Source organism: Muricauda sp. SCSIO 64092 (genome assembly GCF_023016285.1).
GTDB lineage: Bacteria > Bacteroidota > Bacteroidia > Flavobacteriales > Flavobacteriaceae > Croceivirga.
Map to the genome: position 1 here is coordinate 360724 of NZ_CP095413.1, position 17231 is coordinate 377954.

12 protein-coding genes are annotated in these 17231 nt (G+C 40.7%); 2 read left to right on the forward strand and 10 right to left on the reverse strand.

The genetic code is table 11. The features are described from left to right. Window positions 1-190: 190 nt before the first annotated feature. Genes L0P88_RS01400 through L0P88_RS01410 form a run of 3 tightly spaced genes read right to left on the reverse strand, consistent with a single transcriptional unit; the run spans window position 191 to window position 5769 of the window. A complete protein-coding gene (locus L0P88_RS01400) occupies window positions 191-4210 on the reverse strand; it encodes a hypothetical protein (RefSeq protein WP_247132859.1) in 4020 nt (1339 codons plus the stop codon). A 16-nt stretch (window positions 4211-4226) separates the two neighbouring features. Then, window positions 4227-5477 carry a type II toxin-antitoxin system HipA family toxin gene (locus tag L0P88_RS01405; protein WP_247134824.1) on the reverse strand — a complete coding sequence of 417 codons (1251 nt, stop codon included), beginning with the start codon at window positions 5475-5477 and terminating at the stop codon, window positions 4227-4229. Between the two features lie 4 nt (window positions 5478-5481). Further along, the gene (locus L0P88_RS01410) at window positions 5482-5769 is read right to left on the reverse strand and encodes a helix-turn-helix transcriptional regulator (RefSeq protein WP_247132860.1); all 288 of its coding nucleotides are present in this window, start codon (window positions 5767-5769) and stop codon (window positions 5482-5484) included. 63 nt (window positions 5770-5832) lie between these two features. Between L0P88_RS01410 and L0P88_RS01415 the strand changes: the two genes are divergently transcribed. Beyond that, complete coding sequence (locus L0P88_RS01415) at window positions 5833-6627, forward strand: hypothetical protein (protein ID WP_247132861.1); 795 nt, start codon at window positions 5833-5835, stop codon at window positions 6625-6627. A 236-nt stretch (window positions 6628-6863) separates the two neighbouring features. After that, window positions 6864-7307, forward strand: a complete 444-nt coding sequence (locus L0P88_RS01420; protein WP_247132862.1) for a hypothetical protein — start codon at window positions 6864-6866, stop codon at window positions 7305-7307. A gap of 6 nt (window positions 7308-7313) precedes the next feature. Here L0P88_RS01420 and L0P88_RS01425 read toward each other — a convergent pair whose 3' ends face one another. The 7 genes from L0P88_RS01425 to L0P88_RS01455 all read right to left on the reverse strand — a co-directional run bounded on the left by L0P88_RS01425 (window position 7314) and on the right by L0P88_RS01455 (window position 17133). Further along, complete coding sequence (locus L0P88_RS01425) at window positions 7314-8516, reverse strand: IS256 family transposase (RefSeq protein WP_247132863.1); 1203 nt, start codon at window positions 8514-8516, stop codon at window positions 7314-7316. Between the two features lie 149 nt (window positions 8517-8665). Further along, complete coding sequence (locus L0P88_RS01430) at window positions 8666-9628, reverse strand: lipocalin family protein (protein ID WP_247132864.1); 963 nt, start codon at window positions 9626-9628, stop codon at window positions 8666-8668. 271 nt (window positions 9629-9899) lie between these two features. Next, the gene (locus L0P88_RS01435) at window positions 9900-10352 is read right to left on the reverse strand and encodes a PAS domain-containing protein (RefSeq protein WP_247132865.1); all 453 of its coding nucleotides are present in this window, start codon (window positions 10350-10352) and stop codon (window positions 9900-9902) included. A gap of 11 nt (window positions 10353-10363) precedes the next feature. Continuing rightward, window positions 10364-10792 (reverse strand): response regulator, encoded by a 429-nt coding sequence (locus L0P88_RS01440; protein ID WP_247132866.1) that lies wholly within the window; start codon window positions 10790-10792, stop codon window positions 10364-10366. 23 nt (window positions 10793-10815) lie between these two features. Continuing rightward, window positions 10816-11571 (reverse strand): LytR/AlgR family response regulator transcription factor, encoded by a 756-nt coding sequence (locus L0P88_RS01445; protein WP_247132867.1) that lies wholly within the window; start codon window positions 11569-11571, stop codon window positions 10816-10818. 434 nt (window positions 11572-12005) lie between these two features. After that, entirely contained in the window at window positions 12006-12899 is an 894-nt protein-coding gene (locus L0P88_RS01450) for a type IX secretion system membrane protein PorP/SprF (protein WP_247132868.1), read from the reverse strand. Window positions 12900-13209: 310 nt separating this feature from the next. Next, window positions 13210-17133, reverse strand: coding sequence for a leucine-rich repeat protein (locus tag L0P88_RS01455; RefSeq protein ID WP_247132869.1), 3924 nt, complete (start codon window positions 17131-17133; stop codon window positions 13210-13212). Window positions 17134-17231 lie beyond the last annotated feature (98 nt).

Here is a 17231-nt window from a genome sequence, read left to right on the forward strand (position 1 = left end):
GTAACTTTTGCTTTGATTTTCTTTCTATAATAAATTTAGTGATTAATTGGCTGCAATAAGAATTTAAGCGTATGATTTATGAAAAAATATAAATTTATCAACCCAAAGCCTTTTCACTACTTCACATAATACCAAAATGTTCAAGTTAATCAGCCAAGATCTAATATGGGAAGTTGTCCAATGGGCCAAATTATATTGCTTTGTAACAAATATTCACCATAATATGAAATAATTGAGCATCTACGCCATGAAGAGAAACTGCAATTTTAATAGGGTTGTTTTTAAACCCTAACTCTTCAGATATATCTTCTATGGAATTATCCACCAAGTCAAAACCTTTGGGATATTTTAGTGATTTCAAGATTTTTTCATGATACTTTTTCCATCGCTCTTCTAAGGTATATGCATCTTCAAAATCGTAAAGAACCACGACTAGAAATCCCCTATTTGGTGTGTAGTTGAACAACTTTGAAATATGAGATTGAATAACAGATTTAGAAGTATTCTTAAAAGGCTCAATTACTGCTAATTCCCTTGTCCCCTCTAATACTGTAATATCTCTAGACCCCATACCTTTCCCGCTTTCCGAATATCCGCCTAAAGATTGGTCTTTAACTGTTAGGCTAAAGTTTTGAAGCCTTTCTTCCAAAATCATTTCCAATAAATCATTGTATTGATTCTCGTGGCCCAAATTATCAATGGTTGGTAATTTTTTGAGCAACTTTTGCAGAGATACTGCTATCTGAAATGAAAGATTCTTCCCAAAACGTTCGGGAGCCATAAAATCTTCTTTTGCTAATTCTCTCAAAACATTCAGTGAATGTTTTGGTATTATCTGAGCTATTAATTCTTTTACCGTTTGCTGATTATTAGTTGAGTTTTCCAATTTTTGGTATAGGTTTTTAAGAAGCTCATTTTCGTAATTTTTATACTCATTGAATTCTATACTTCTTTGAACCAACATTTTTGCTTGTTCTTCTATTTTCCGCTCGAGAAGAGAGGTCACTTTTAGCTCTACAAAGTCAGGATTTAATTGAGTTATCCTATCTAGGCCCGTATATATCTTTTCAAAGGTGAAGTGGTTCTTAAGATGAAGTTGTATGGTTAAAATGTTGTAAGCAACCTTATCTTTTATAAAATCAAGTTCTTCTTCTAATTTAGAATCTGCATAGTCACGCCATTCTTGAAGCGCCTCTCTAAAAAGTGTCACATTATTTTCGTTTTGAGCCCAGGATATCTTCGCGGCAAACCTATTTAATGCGACTGAAATGTACTTTGGTTTAACTTTTAGCAAATCATCAAAGGAACGATATGCGGTTTTTGGGTCATTTTCAAACCGAACCAAAGCCTTATAGAATTGTTTCTGCTCAAAAGGTTTTAATTCTGACAGAATATTTATAACATTTTTTGGTTCTTCAACGTCATCAATAGCAACTTCATCTCTTTTAGTATACGCATTTATCAAATGAGATTCAAAAACACGTTTTTCGAAATCCTGACCAAGACTTTTCGTCGGACCACTATTTTTCCAATACTCTGAAGCAATCTCAGCTTCTTTTGTTAACTCATTATATTTGGACAAACCGTAATACGCATTTTGAACTTCTAACCAATTGTTTCTTTTCAAAAATGCTTCCACATCAATCTCTTTTATTTTTCTTAAGAGGAAAGCCTTGAAACCGCTGGCTTTAATATTTTCAACAAGAATGAGTAATTGACATAAATTTTGTGAACTAGAAAGTGCTTCCCATAATCTTAACCTGTTACGGTTTTCAAACGAATTTCCCAATTCCGCGATTTTTGGCAACAACTGGTCATTGAAACTGTTGAAGGTCCTATCATAAAATTTATCGAAAATGTTAACCTTGAATCGATTACTTGCTACTCCAAAACGTTCCACATAATCAATCAGTTGATATTCTATAGTTGTTCTTAATTCCTCAATTTCTGAGCTACACAAGATTAGTCCATTTAAATTATCATTTATTTCATCCAGTACTAACATCAATACGGTAAGATGGGTACGTAACTTTTTGGCGTTGAATCTGTTTTGCTCTTCAAATTTATCCTCGGTTTTTATGAATTGAAATTGAGGGACAAGCAATTCTTTTAAACTTCCCGTTCTGTAAGCCAACACAAATATTGGCCACCATTCAATTTTTTCAATTCGCTGCGATGATGCAGTCCAACTAGGAATTATGGACTTTTTCTTTTTACCATCAAAATCTATTTTCTTTTTGGAACCTGTTTCAATGGCATCCAAAAACAATTGCACAAAACTTTCACTTAGAGATTTTTCAAGTTGTGGTTGCTTGCTTATCTCTTGCAAATGGCCATTATTCAATACATATTTAAAAAGCCAGGATAGCATGTCGAACTTGAATAACGGAAATGCAAGTGTCCCTCTTGCAAAAAATTGCTTCTCTTCATAGTTTATAATATGATTTACCAAATCAGGCAAGACCTTGGGTAGAAAATGTGTTGGGATATATGCGTGCACATTATATTCTTTTTCTGGAAATTTCTCAACAGTTTTTAACAAGTCACTTTCCCTTTTATCAATTTGAGCCATCATCTCTATAGCCTTTACAGGATCTGGACTAGCAACGTTCTTCCTGTACTTGTCTTTATTCAACCAATTGAAAACATTGAATAGAAATTTCGCATTTTCTTTATGGGTGATTTCATTGGATTGTAATCTATTACTTAAGGAAAGCTTAAGAGCATCTATCAAAGTTTTTGTCCTAATTTCATAGCTTATATCCTTGTAAACATGTTCATTTTTATAAGATGTCAATAGAAAAAAACCCAATGTATCGTAATCTGGCTCTATCAATAAATATGGAATAACTTCTGGCCTAATCCATTTGAGGTAATTGTATATAGACCAAACCAAAAAAGGTCTTTCCAAACTCTCCTTTAGTAGTTTCTTAATTGCTGGAAAGTGAATCGTTCTTTGTGTACCACCCTCTTCAATTCTTGCAAAAGGAACGTCCATTTTGATGATACTACCCAATAAAGAATATATATTACTTCTACAATATTGGCCAAAAAAAATATTATTTTGTACCTGCTTTTCCATATGGTCCATTCGCTCAAAAAGATCTACAACATCTTTGGCATATTCAAGCTTTTCATTTTCTCTGAAATTGTGCTCATAAATTAAATTTGAACCGCGAAAAGAACTATCCAATCGACATTTTTTAAACTCTTCCTCTCGCCCTTTGATATCCGGTTCTAAAAAAATCAACTCAAGTGCACCATCCATAAAAAGTCTTTGTTCGTGTTGCGTAAGTTTTTCGCCAAAAACAAAGTCATCGGAGATGGTGTTGAGCATACCTAGAAACTCAAGTACAATGTTCCTTGGGTTTCCATCTGGCTTTTCATTACGCAATTTCCGCCAAAGCAAAGTTGCCATTTGGTCTTCATCGCCTATTTTCAATAAATCATTGTTGTGTGGGTTTTGTATTACATATGCATCACCAATACTTTTTATGTATTGATTATCAAGAAAATAGTCAAGTTTTGGGGTTGATGGATATACACTTTTATGATTATCAAGAATACTAGAAAACTTCTTAATTTCAATTGATATGGACTTATTGAGTAGTCCTTGAAGCTGTAGTTTGAGATAGTTTAAAAATTGAAAGTCTTTCCAATATTCTATGAGAGTTGAGTAATACTCTGAAAAACGTATTTTGAATGAATTTTCGACTTCAGATTTCTTAATAAATCCAGAACCCAATAACCATTCAGTATCAACTTCAATCTCATTCTCAGTAGCAAATTTTTTTGCCTCATATTCAAATTTATCAGTAGTCCAATCTTGGGAATCTCCAGATACTTCATTTAAAAACTGAAGTTCTTTGTAATGCATTTTATGTTTTTCATAATCAAAAAGGACACTTCTAACGGCAGAGGGAATATGGATAAACCCAAGAATCTCCCGAAGCCAAAACCTATTAAAAATGTCATTTACATTTGCAGATTCATATTTCGAATTATATTTTTTTACAAGTACGTCAAAAGACTTTCGGTCTATTCCTTTTATGGGACGATTAGAATTCCAAAGAACTTCGGCAAAGAATAGTGGTGCATTCCAAACTTGGGAATCTCTGATAACTTCATCTTGGTAAGGTTGGATTTTAGCCGAATTAAATCTAATCGCACGCACTAAGCCCTGTATTGCTTCTTCTCTTTTGTAACTCATATTCAATCTCAATAGTTTAAGCCAGAAAAGCCCTTTCCATCAGTTCTATTTCTGCATTTTTTATCCCTATTTCCTTGGCCATGGTTTTCCAGTTCTTAACTACTGACAGAACTTCATTCAGAATGGCCTGCATCTCATCTTCGTTTAAGCGAAAGTATTCACCCACGCTTTTCGCCAAATCAAAATCCAAAGCATTATCATCCATATCGATATTTAAGGAAAGCCCATCCTTATCTATGGATGGGTTTAAATCGTAAGCCGGCGATAACACCCAACCTTTATTGGACAGGATAAATCCATGATTTCGCATGTGGTCGTCCGTGTTGGAAATAGCAATATTGAATACTATCCGTCGCCATAATTGATGCAAATTCGCTTTAACATCAACACCATAGTTCTCTATGAATTCCACAATCTCAAGATAACTAGGTGAGGCATCTTTTATGGAATCCTCGGTATTACCGGTCATTGTCATTGCCGAGGCAAAGTGTATCCGCTTATTATTTTCCCTATCAAATCTTTTGGTCAGGAAAGTATGGTATTGGCCGCTGATTTTTTCAACTTTGGATGCCGCCATTGGGATACCCGAAGCTGTGGCCATCCGATAGGCTAAAAACTCCCACAGTGCTTTGTCAATGGTATCGGTTTTTGATGGAAACTTCGCAATCCATAGATTTTTTTTTGTGTCGAAAACATTGGCTTTGGGCCTGGCACCACCCAAAGATGAACCCGGTGCAATTAAAACTGCTATCCATTTTCTGACAGCTTCACTTTGATCATCACTTTCCAGTTGTTTAGCGGCCTCCTGCAAATCGCCCAATGATGACCAAGGCGGTGTAGGGGTCTGGGCATCATTATCCAAAAAGGGCCCATCCAAATTCGTTTTAAAACGCAAGGCTCCCATCCGGCTTTCGTCAAACACACCGAGCAAAAAATCAATCTCATAAAGGGTCTTCGGTTTTTCATTATTTGCTCTTGCTTCTTGTGCTGCCCTACGCTTCATCAAGGTTTTGCCCCAAGTGTCCGGCATACTGTCGAGGAAGATCCCAAAATTCTCTTTGTTGGCTGGAAACTGTGGCCCGGAATAAAATTCAATATCCGGATCCAAAAGCCTTTGTCCATCAGTCTTTAGCCAATTTTTGTCATATTCAAAACTGAACGCTTTCTTTCCCTTGGCAAAATGGGCAGAAAGCGTACCAATGAGGGTCGGACTTTCCAAGCCTACCCAATCCGCAAAAACGTATATGTCAAATTTTCCCTCAGCCATCATTTTATAATAAATCCAAGTCTTGTAATTTTCTACCGAATGCATCATCATTGGCCAACTTCAAAAAATCGTCCTGAAGATTCATTACCCTAAGTACATTAAAATACAGCCCAATGGCCACGGCCGGATCGCCTTTTTCTATGCGATAAAGAGTGGCCCTGTGAATGCCCGCACGTTCAGAGACCTGCTCCGTCGTGAGCTTTCTCCTCTTTCTTGCTAGCTTAATGTTTTCACCCAATTGGTCAAAAACCTTTTGATGTTTTGGTAGTACAATTGCCTTTCTTGAATTCATTTTGTTGTTAATTTACTACAAAATTAATATTTTTGTCGTTAATTAGCAACATTAGTCTAGGCGATGCCCTCCAGAAAAGAGCTGAACAAGCTATACCGAGACCCTGCAAAACCACAGGACTATGACCAACTGGTACAGAACCTTTGCAGTAAGGTTTTCAACAATGAAGAAATTTCTTTAGCTGAAGAACAATTTATAGGTGGCATAATTGAACTATTGAGAAACAAAGAGGGTGAAAGGGCTTTCAAAATTGAAGATTATCCCAACTGTAAAAACTACCATTTTCGTAGTAGATATTTAAGGTATATCAGTGATTTAAATGGTCATAAGGAGATAATGGACTACTACGGACGAATACCACAATTTCAAAAACAAAAAGATGTTGCATTTCTTCAAAAAACCTATGAGGAATGGGAGGAACATCTTAATGATAAAAAAAATGGTTTCCAACTTGAAAATTATGTAGCACAGGAGACCGACCAACAATTAAAAATCCTTGATAAATACGCAAAAGACTTGTTAATAGGAGATAACTACAGAGAATATTTAAGGAAGACCATAGTACTTCATGGCAAATATATTTATCTTTTGGTAGCCGAATTCTACCAAGAACTAGGAAAAAAAGAAGAAATCATTGAGTTGAACAACCACAAAATATTAATAGATGGATTTACATACGTTCACACAATGTTCCGTCATTTCTCCTCCCACATTAAACAATATCAATTAAAAAAGTCATATCATTTTGATACCAACATTGGATTTAAAGAAATCCCTACTTTCTTAATCGATGCGATTCATTCGTACAAAACCCTATCAGAAAGTATCTTGTTTGACCAAAGAAAAATTTATTTCTAGTATGGCTCAAATCCCTATGCAATTTGGTTCAGACCATTCAAAAAGGATTTAAAAGGAGGACTAAGAGAAGAATATAAGGGCCCAAACCTTTTATCCAATAAAAAATTACAAGGAACTATCTAAATTATCCAATATGATTACTTTGAAAAGTGATGAAGTTTTTTCATTTTACTTTCAACCAGAGTCGAAAAAATAATATGACAAAAAAAACAGTACTATCCATAATCCATAAGTCTTTGGAGAAACTTTACTCCAAAGACGCGTTGTTGATGAATCCTGCTTATGACATTACTGAAAGAACGGTTACGCATCGTTTAGCAATCTATTTAGAATCATACTTTGAGAAATACCAATATTTAGTGGATATCGAGTATAATAGAATACGTGGGGATTACAATGCCGATGCTGTTGGAAATTTAATGGGCAAACGTTTGAACTGGCAGAATAATGAACAAGGTCCAAGCTATGTCTATCCAGACATTATAGTGCACAAGAGAGAAACCAATGATAACCTACTTATTATCGAGGTTAAAATGATTTGGAAAAACAATAAAAAAAGGGATGATTTACTTAAAATTGATGAGTATTTAAAAGAATTTGGTTATAAATATGGAGTTTATATTGAATTATCGGAAGACACTATCCAAAAAATCTGTGTAAATGAACTTGAGCGGGTCTAGCTGTTTTTACAGTTGGACCCTTTTTTCAAATATAACCAAGAACTGGTTAAGTATCAGCCCCCAATTGTGTATGGGCTGTGTCCATTTCTTACTGATTTGCAGCAGTGAGAGATAGACCGACTTTTTCAGGGCACCGTCCGTTGGGAATGCCATTTTGTTCTTGGTGTACTTGCGTATCTTCCCATTGAGGTTTTCAATGAGATTGGTGGTGTATATGATTTTCCTGATTTCCAATGGGAAGTCAAAGAACACGGTCAGTTCGTCCCAGTTGTTGCGCCAAGATCGTATGGCATAGGGGTACTTGTCGTTCCACTTTTCGGCAAAGCGTTCAAGCTCCTGTGCGGCGGTTTCCCTGTTGGGGGCATTGTAAATATGCTTCATATCCGCAGTGAAGTCCTTTTTGTCCTTCCATACCACGTAGCGTGCCGAGTTTCGTATCTGGTGTACCACGCATATCTGTGTGTCCGCATTGGGGAACACATTGTTTATGGACTGCGTGAAGCCGTTCAGGTTGTCGGTCACGGTAATGAGGATGTCTTCCACGCCAAGGGCCTTCAGGTCGGTCAGCACGCCCTGCCAGAAGGCCGCGGACTCGTTGTGTCCCAGCCACATGCCCAGTACTTCCTTGTAGCCATCACGGTTCAGGCCAACGGCCAAGTAGATGGTCTTGTTGATGACCTTTCCCGACTGGCGTACCTTGAAGACCATACCGTCCATCCATACCACACAATAGACGCTCTCCAAAGGTCTGTTCTGCCAATCGAGTGCCTCTTGGTGCACACGGTCGGTGATGATCGATATGGCCGATGTGGATAGCTTGTAGCCGTATATCTCCTGTAGTTCCTCCTCGATATCCGATACGCTCATGCCCTTGGCATAGAGTGATATCACAATCTTTTCGATGGGCGAGGCCATGCCCTGGCGTTTGGGCACCACAACGGGCTCAAAACTGCCCTCGCGGTCACGGGGAACGTTCAGTTCCGCCTTTCCATACTGTGTCTTAAGGTTCTTCTTCGATGTACCGTTGCGGGCATTGGTCGAATTGTTCTTGGCGTTCTTGGGATAGCCCAGGTGGGTGTCCATCTCACCATGCAGCATGGCTTCGAGTGCGGCCGTATGTAGGCCGTTGAGCAGTTCTGAGAGTTCTTCTTGGGTCTTGATGCCATCTAGTACCCCACTCTCCAAAAATTGTTTCTTGTAATCTTCCATTGTAACTGTGTTTTAAAATTATACAAAAATTTAGGCAGGTCTTAAGACCCGCCTAAATTCTGTTTACACAGTTTATTGGATACTACCTGATTGGGGCGCCCTAAACGCCTTACCACTTATAAATACCTTTGTGTGCGGCGTTTTTTTGCTTATGTTTTTATATAAACATACTCAATAGTCTGTACATTGGAATCATCATCCTCGTATTCGTATACCAAATTTATGGTACTATCGTCTATAATTTTGAAAGTCAGTCTGGAAGATTCTTCAATTCGTATGGTTTCGGCATCCTCGACCAGATAACTTAAGTCACTCTCTTTTTTAAACTGGCAATCCGCATTACTATCAAAAGTAATGGTGTTGAACCCTTCTGTAACCACAGCCGAAAAATCCGATTGTAGCGGATACGTTACACTAACATTGTACTTCAGCAGGTCATTCCTATTGAACGTTTCTTTATGTTGGGTGAAAATAACTTCATCCGAACCTACAAATTCCAGCGTGTTCTTTTTTTGACATTCATCCGTTACACCGGTTATCTCCCAAACTCCCTGTATTTGTGAAATAATTTCCGAACCATCAAAGGAAGAGCTTGGTGGGTCCGAATTGTCATTTTCGTCCCCTATGATATCCCCGTTACTTTCTCCATCATTCGCCAATTCTTCATTATCAGCTTTAATAAAAATGTCTACCTGTGTCTTATTGTCTTCCGTAGTGGAGGTAATCTGTAGCGCATCATCCACTAGTTCAATTTTGGATGTAGAATTAAAAAAAGTTACGCTATTGATACCCTCAACCGTATATGTTCCGGATAAAATTGATGTGGCGGCTAAATTACCGTTACGCCTCCTATAAACAAGCTCATACGTATTGTCCGCATTAAAAGTTGCAGTCGATTCCTTTAGATATGAAAAATCCTCCAATCCTACGGCTTCGCCATCAATTGTACTGCTTATAAGCTTCCATTCCCCAATCAGTGCTTGTTTTGTGGCTGCATGTTCGGTTTCGGTATTGTTTTTAGGATCATCATCATTTTCGCAAGAGATAACACTAATGCATAAAATGCTCAATAGTAAAATTGTCCAATTTCTTTTTTGTGGGATTTTTTTCATTTTCTTGACTCGTTTATTAAAGTTTACCTCGCTTTGTCCAAAAAGCAAGATAATAAGTGGTTGTTAAAGATGCAACGGAAATAATCGTCCGTTATTGTTTGTAATCGTATTCTGTTATAAATTTTACTTTATTCTTTCAATAATTGATGCCCCCTTTTTTTCTGAAAAACAAAATGGCTTTTAGTGTAAAGAACATAAAACCCGATAACCCAAAAACAACAGTGTCCTAACTTTGGAAAAAAGGTGTTTGCCCAGGTAATTCCAAAGTCTTTCAATGCTGATCGGAAAAGGTCCGCAACTCCTCCTTCATTTGGTCCAGGAACATTTGCTCCCTGGTCATGTCGGACATAAGGCAATGAATGGCAATTGCATTTTTTTTGGAATCATATATGGCCGAACTGCTGATCCAGATGACCTTTTTACGCCCGCATGACGCCGTGATTTCCAGTTCAAAGTCATTAACATGGCCCATTAATCCTACAAGCTCCAGCATGATCATAAACCTTTCTCTGTTTTCACCGATCAAAAACTCATTCATGTTTTTTGTTTCCCCATCATGATGGATAAGGCCCAGCAGATCTTTGCATTTGGGATTGTATCCCAGAATCTTTCCCCTGAGATCTAAAACGATATACGCTTTGGGCAAAACATGGTATATGCTGGTTGCGCCCTTATCCTTTAGGCTCAACATCAAATCATCCAAAACCGAACTATCTTCATGCATACTATATCTTATTACTGATTAACAATTTTATCAATACTTGTAAAGGGATTCAGGTTGGCTTCCCAATATTGGATCAACACCCTCAACATACCGATCAGCTCCTTATAATAGGTAGGTTTGATCATATAACCGGCGGCCCCACTTCCATAACAAGCCTTGGCCGTTTCTGCACAATCAACAGTTGTCCACACCACAATGGGAATATAACTGTACCAATCATCGGAAAACTTCATTCTTTTGATGAAGTCCAAACCATCCATTTCACGCATATTGAAATCCACCACAACTACATCCGGCAAAAAAACACGGGAGCGAATCAAGTCAATCGCGGCCATGGGGTTGTCCAGGGTTTTGATTTCATGGGCCGAACAAAACTGCTCAAGTGCCTTTTTCAATACCATCAATTGGACCCTGTTATCGTCAATAAATAAATAATTCATAGTTCTATAGATTTCACAATACACTATGGTATTGTTTCATTAAACAAGGGCACTGCGTTTAAAATGTTCTGTTTGTACTTGTTGGATATCGCAGGGCGAAAACTATTCAAACCATCGATATAGACCCTATTGCCCACAATTTTGTTGATCTTATCAATATTGATGACAACAGACCTATTTATCCGGTAAAATTTGTCCGGTAAAACCTCCATGGTAGATTGCAATGTCTGCCTAATCAGGTGTTTTTTGCTATCCACATAAATGGAGATGTAATTTCGTTCACTTTCAAAACAGAGGACTTCGTCCAAATGGAATTTGATGAGCGAATAGCCCTCCTTCAAAAAAAAGGCATCCTTACGGCACGACAGACATTTTTTTTCCTTATCCAAAACAGTATCTCGCGGGTCCATCGGAAAATCGCTGTTTCCAATACTTTCCATCACGTTATTAAGATCCACAAAGGGGCGGAAAAAAATCCTGTACAGGTCAACGGACATATTCCCCTTTTGAGTGCTTATCTTTCCTGAGATGTTACTGTAAAAGATTATCTTAAATTTATACTGATGAAATAGGTGGTAACACACGATGTCGTCCCTGAGCATCTCAAAAAAATGATAATCGATCAATATGAAATCATATTTCCTTCGCTGTTCGGAGAGCCACATCTCTTCCCAACATAAAAAAGCATCGTGTTCGCAAATACCACAGTTTCTTAGCTCATCCAAAAACGGTAAATAGCCAAATTTTTCCTGGACCAATATTGCTACCCTACTTTTCATGAAAACCTACATTTTTCTTTACCCACAGTTGTCATGGCCTCTCATTCTTTTTTTCTTTTTTTAAGTTGTCTATGTTTATAGTACAACTTAGAAATCATCAACAGTACCGCATATACCAGTAAAGCGAGTACATCTTCCACAAAAACATCATCAATAAGTGACACTGCTGAACCTTTTTGTTTTTGTCCTGTTCAAAGGAGTGCATACGGTATGTTTTAAAAACCGACCAACTCCAAAATTTGATATGAATCCTGCTTTTTCAGGCTACATGCAAACGGATTACCGTACCGAAGGGCTGTTGCCAATCTATTGGTATCCGGTCGGCAGTTTGGTTTGGGTCTTGAATAACTTTCAAACCCTCCCTGGTCATGAAGTACTGTTGTTTTTGACGCCATTGTATTGAAAATAAATCCAATAATTTTCTTCCTGGAATGCTATAGGTAAAACTTCAATATCGCTTCGTGATTTCCCCTTCTATAGTTACTTACAGAAGTTACAGCGGCGTCATAAGCATACCCTATCCTGAGTCTATCCGACATCTTGAAAAATACAAGGGTACTCATGGATTCCTTTAATCTGTAGCTCAGGCCAAGGTCCAACAATCCGTACAGGTCGAACGTTCCATTGATATCCATGGAGAAAGGCACATCGCTGATTACCCGTGTTAAAAAAGAGGGCGTAAAGACTATATCCTTGGTCAAGGGAAACTGATAGCCGGCTCCCATAAAAAATTGCATTTGATCGGTGGCCTGTGTTGCAATCCCCGATTCCTTTTCGTATCTACTTGTTCTTAGTAGGGCTGGTATGGAAATGTTCATAAAATAGCGTTCTCCCCTTAAATAGGCGCCCACCCCAACATTTGGGTTGAAAACGCTTACATTTTCCGAAAAAAGTGGGTCGGTATCAAGTCCAATAGGCGCCAAATCTATGTTAACGGCGGAACCTCCCGCCTTAAGCCCCAAAAACAAATCCACAGTCTCCTTTAATTGGAGCTTATAGGAGAAATCGGCATAAACATCCGTTTCGTTGAGCACGAACACACTGCTATTGACAATTGAAAGGCCCAGACCTACCTTGTCATTCAGTCCCACTTTTCCGCCCATTGGGCCACTCAACGTAAAACTCCAGGTCTCGGGTGCGTCGTCAAGACCCGCCCACTGTGCCCTATAATTTGAGGTGAACTCCATTTTTTCGCCGGTCCCCGCATAGGCCGGGTTGATGACGTTCATGTTATAATTGTACAGTGTAAATGTTACATCTTGCTGAGCATGGGACTGCATACACCATATCGAGGTCGCTATAAAAAAATATAATTTCTTTTTCTTCATTTCTACTGCTGTAATCGTTATATAAATTGGTTTTAATTGTTTCGGGTTAAAATTATTATCATCACCCATTCCAGAACATGGATGATTCTTTATTCCGCATGGATATTTTTCTCGAAGGATTGGTTATGGTTGAGTGGTATGGACACATTAAATACTGTTGTAAACAATAAAGTTCAATCCTTATGGTCAATATCAGTTAAAAAATGTGTTGGGCAAGCTCAAAAGTGGGATAGAACAGTGGAGAATTGGGACGAAGCCCAATGAACGGTTTTCTCGACTGCCCTATCCGGTTATTATTCACGCAACGCTCTCAATAATTCACATAGATCATTTTAGTTTCGTGTTCCAGCCCAGGTTCGTTAAAGTCTATCACACATACATAGGGGCCAACGGGCACCGTCCCGCCTTCATGGGTGCCGTCCCAGGCATCGCCGAGTCCCCCATAATGGGCACTGAACAACAGACGCTGGCTCAGGTCGTATATCCTCACCACGTTGTTCCTATACCTTTCAAGGCCATTGATCACCAGGGTATCGGCAATGCCATCGCCGTTGGGGGAAAACCCCCTGTTCAAATCCACAAGGAGTTCGGACCCACAATCCCTGGTCGCCTTAACGGTCACGGCCTGCTTACAGGAAACGGTGTTTCCGGTAGCGTCGCTCACGATCCAGGTCACCATGGTCGTTCCGACACCGAACGCATGGCTATCGGGGTCTATATCCACACCATCTACCTGGGCGACAACAGCGGCAACGGAACAGTTGTCATCGGCAATAGGGGCAACAAGGGCAAGAGTGGTGGTACAATCGTCCGTACCATTGTTGGAGGCACTGACCACCACATCGTCGGGACATGTCATGGTCGGGGCAATGGTGTCCACAATAGCTACAACGACCTGTTGTGCCGCCAGATTGGACAAACCGTTCACGCCCGTGGCCACATCGGCCGGAACGTCTATGGCAATGCCACAGGGGGATGTCGGTACAATGGTAGCGGTATAGGTCAATCCGCTGCCCATAAGCTCGCTTACCGTGGCATTGGTGACCTGGATATCGTCCACTCCAAAATCCGTGACTCCACCATCAAAGGTGATGCTCACCGTGAAGGGCTCAAGGTCATCGATACCCTGTGGGGCATCGATGGTCGGTTGGGGAGGGGTACCGTCTTCCGATATGGATTGGAATCCGCCCCACCCGTTGTCCTCATAGGCCTGCGCACTGCCTTCGGGCACCACAAGATGAATTTCGTGACGGTCTGGATTGCTAAAGGCCGTGGCATCAATCAACGGTGGATCACTGGCCTCTATCCTGACCAAGGCAAGGTCCGGGTTGTTGGCAAAGGCCCGGGCCCCAATACGTTCCATACTGCTTGGTAGGGTCACCTCCGTCAATTGGTTGTCACTAAAGGCCCCTTCCCCGATACTGATGACACTATTAGGAATTTCAATACTGGTCAGTTCCTTGTTTTGAAAAGCATTTTCCTTGATGGTGGTCACTGTATAGGTTTCACCATTGCCATCGACCGTTTCGGGGATTTCCACTTCTGTGGCCCCACCGGTATAGTCCACCACCATGACATCGGTTGGAGAGATGATCCCGTACGTAATGTCGTCAACGGTAAAAATCCCGTGGCTGATGGACCTGAACCCGTGCCACCCATTGTCCAGATACTCCTGTAGCTTCTCGAACGGCACCACAAGGTCTATTTGGCCGCGGTCTGCATTGGAGAAGGCAAACTCATGGAGCTGTGGGGGATCCTCGGCCTCCACCGTCACCAAGCGAAGGTCCGGGTTGTTCTCAAAAGCAACTCCGCCCACATATTCCACCTTGGCCGGTATGGTCACCTCGGTCAATTGGTTCTGACCAAAAGCACCCTCTCCGATACGGGTGACATTGGCCGGTATGGTCACCTCGGTCAATTGGTTCTGTGCAAAAGCACGCTCCCCTATACTGGTCACACTGTCGGGTATATCAACACTGGTCAAGTTGTTTTTATAAAAAGTATCATTATTGATCCGTGTCAAAGCATCGGGTATGGTGACCTTTGTCAATTGGTTATTTGCAAAAGCCCAAGAACCAATATTGGTCACACCGTCGGGTATATTGACCTCTATCAAATGGTTATTTGCAAAAGCCGCAGAACCAATATTGGTCACGTCCTCGGGTATGGTCACGCTGGTCAATGGGAAAACGTCATAGCCAAAAGTCCCAAAAAGAGTGGTATAGTGGCTCCTATTAAAAGCATTGTCGCCAATGGAGGTGACCGTATACATTCTTGATCGGTTCGAAGTAGTACGGTGGTACAGGACTTCTTTGGGAATATTCACGTGACCATTAGCAAAGATCAAAACTTTTTCACCATCAATAATGAAATGAGATTCGTCTTCATCAGGATCCATATCAGCAACTGAAAAGTTAAAGTCATCTAACTCAAATTCATCGGGGTGTAACGATCTGACTTCAAAAAGGAGGCCATTCACGTTATGGGTCTCCCCTATGAGCGCAGCAAAGCGGTGGAAACCCGTCCAGCCCGCAGCTGTATAAGCCTTCAACCAGTCCTCGGGCCCTTCCACCACCACGCTTATGCGATCGTGGCGTTCTGGATACTTAAAGGCATCCGGAGCGAGCGTCGGTGGATCCTCGCCTTCCATGGCAACATAATGAAGTGAGATAGAGGTAGCATGTAGGGCCCGGGACCCAATGCTTCTTACACTAGCGGGTATGTTTATGGATTGCACGTGCTTCCCATCAAAAGCATTATCGGCCAAAGCGGTCACGTCGTAGGTACCCCCATTAATATCCACCGTTGAGTGGATGACCGGGTTCAAATGTTGGCTAACCGGGCCGATCACCGTTGCTTCGTCTGGAGCGTCAACAATTGCATATTTGATTTTATACTCCTCATCGATGAAGACCCCGGCGGTGATGTCCGCCTCACCTAAGTCCCTCCAGCCTGCATCTTCATAAGCTTGTATAGCGGTAAAGGGTACCACAAATTCAACTTTTTGTTGGGTATGGTTAGAACCAGTCTCAAAGGCCGTTTCATGAATTTCCGGTGGTGGATTGCCATGGGACCTCACAATGGGGCTTCCTCTCTCAGCCACATAAAAGGCCCCGGGTCCGATATATTCCACACTGGCCGGTATGGTCACCTCCCTTAGAGGATTGCCGCCAAGGCCCCATCTCCTGATATGGGTGACACTGTTCGGTATAACAACCTCTTCCAATTGGTTTTTACTAAAAGCCCCCAGTCCGATACTGGTCACTGTGTTGGGTATGGTGACACGGGTCAGTCCCTTTTCTATAAAAGGTCGGACAGTAACATGATCCACAAAAATATCGGTATCCTCACCAATGACGGTCACCGTATAGGTTTCGCCACCATAATCGACCGTTCCGGAGATGTCCAGCTCTGTTGCGGTACCGATATAGTCCATAAGCCGGACTTCGTTCGGAGCGATAGCCGTAATATGGTATCTGATGTCATCAGCCTCAAATATATCATAGATGTCCACGCTTAAAAATAATCCGTTCCAATCCGAATAAGCATCAAGGGCACCATCAGGGACTACTACATGTATGTTGCGAGGGTTTGTTCCGAAAGCGTCTGTGCCAAAAGCACGATCACTGAGGTTTGGAGGGGTACTGCGCAGCATTGTCACCCAGACCATTCTTAGAGGTTGAGGATTATTTTCATTACCGGTATAGGTCCTAAAAGCGTCATCCCCAATAGTTTCAACACTGGCAGGGATGGTCACACTGGTCAATATGTTGTTGCCAAAGGTATTGTTCCTGATTTCAGTAATCCCTTCGGGAATCTCCAAGCTGGTTATGCGATTGTTCCAAAAAGCGCTATGCCCAATACTGGTTACGGTGGTGGGGATCACCACGTTGTTTATGCCGTTGTTCATAAAGGCCTGAGCCCCTATATGGGTTACCCCCTCGGGAATAGTTACACCGGTCAATAGGCGAGATAGGTCACCGTAAAAAGCGCGCTCTCCAATAGCGGTCACCGTGTAATTCGTGCTATTATGCTCCACTGTCTCTGGAATTTCCACGTGACCTCCCGTACCGGTATAGCCAGTGATCTTAACTTGGGGGGGGGTTGAAGTTGAGGAAGTAACTTCATACGTGTAGTCTCCAATAACAAATTCGTTCATATTTTGGCCATACGCGCTAAGGCCGGCCAATACCATAAGGATGGCGGTCATTATCAATTGTAGTTGTCTTTTCATGATTCGATGATTTTTAGATTTATGAATATTATCTTTAAAGCAAAGAATGACCGTACAAGCGAAATATCCAATAATTAGTGATGAACCCTTTTTAAAGA

Bases quoted from the DNA above. Each gene is read 5' to 3' on its own strand.
- L0P88_RS01400 (WP_247132859.1), bottom strand. From the start codon at position 4,210: ATGAGTTACAAAAGAGAAGAAGCAATACAGGGCTTAGTGCGTGCGATT.
- L0P88_RS01405 (WP_247134824.1), bottom strand. From the start codon at position 5,477: ATGGCTGAGGGAAAATTTGACATATACGTTTTTGCGGATTGGGTAGGC.
- L0P88_RS01410 (WP_247132860.1), bottom strand. From the start codon at position 5,769: ATGAATTCAAGAAAGGCAATTGTACTACCAAAACATCAAAAGGTTTTT.
- L0P88_RS01415 (WP_247132861.1), top strand. From the start codon at position 5,833: ATGCCCTCCAGAAAAGAGCTGAACAAGCTATACCGAGACCCTGCAAAA.
- L0P88_RS01425 (WP_247132863.1), bottom strand. From the start codon at position 8,516: ATGGAAGATTACAAGAAACAATTTTTGGAGAGTGGGGTACTAGATGGC.
- L0P88_RS01430 (WP_247132864.1), bottom strand. From the start codon at position 9,628: ATGAAAAAAATCCCACAAAAAAGAAATTGGACAATTTTACTATTGAGC.
- L0P88_RS01435 (WP_247132865.1), bottom strand. From the start codon at position 10,352: ATGCATGAAGATAGTTCGGTTTTGGATGATTTGATGTTGAGCCTAAAG.
- L0P88_RS01440 (WP_247132866.1), bottom strand. From the start codon at position 10,792: ATGAATTATTTATTTATTGACGATAACAGGGTCCAATTGATGGTATTG.
- L0P88_RS01445 (WP_247132867.1), bottom strand. From the start codon at position 11,571: ATGAAAAGTAGGGTAGCAATATTGGTCCAGGAAAAATTTGGCTATTTA.
- L0P88_RS01450 (WP_247132868.1), bottom strand. From the start codon at position 12,899: ATGAAGAAAAAGAAATTATATTTTTTTATAGCGACCTCGATATGGTGT.
- L0P88_RS01455 (WP_247132869.1), bottom strand. From the start codon at position 17,133: ATGAAAAGACAACTACAATTGATAATGACCGCCATCCTTATGGTATTG.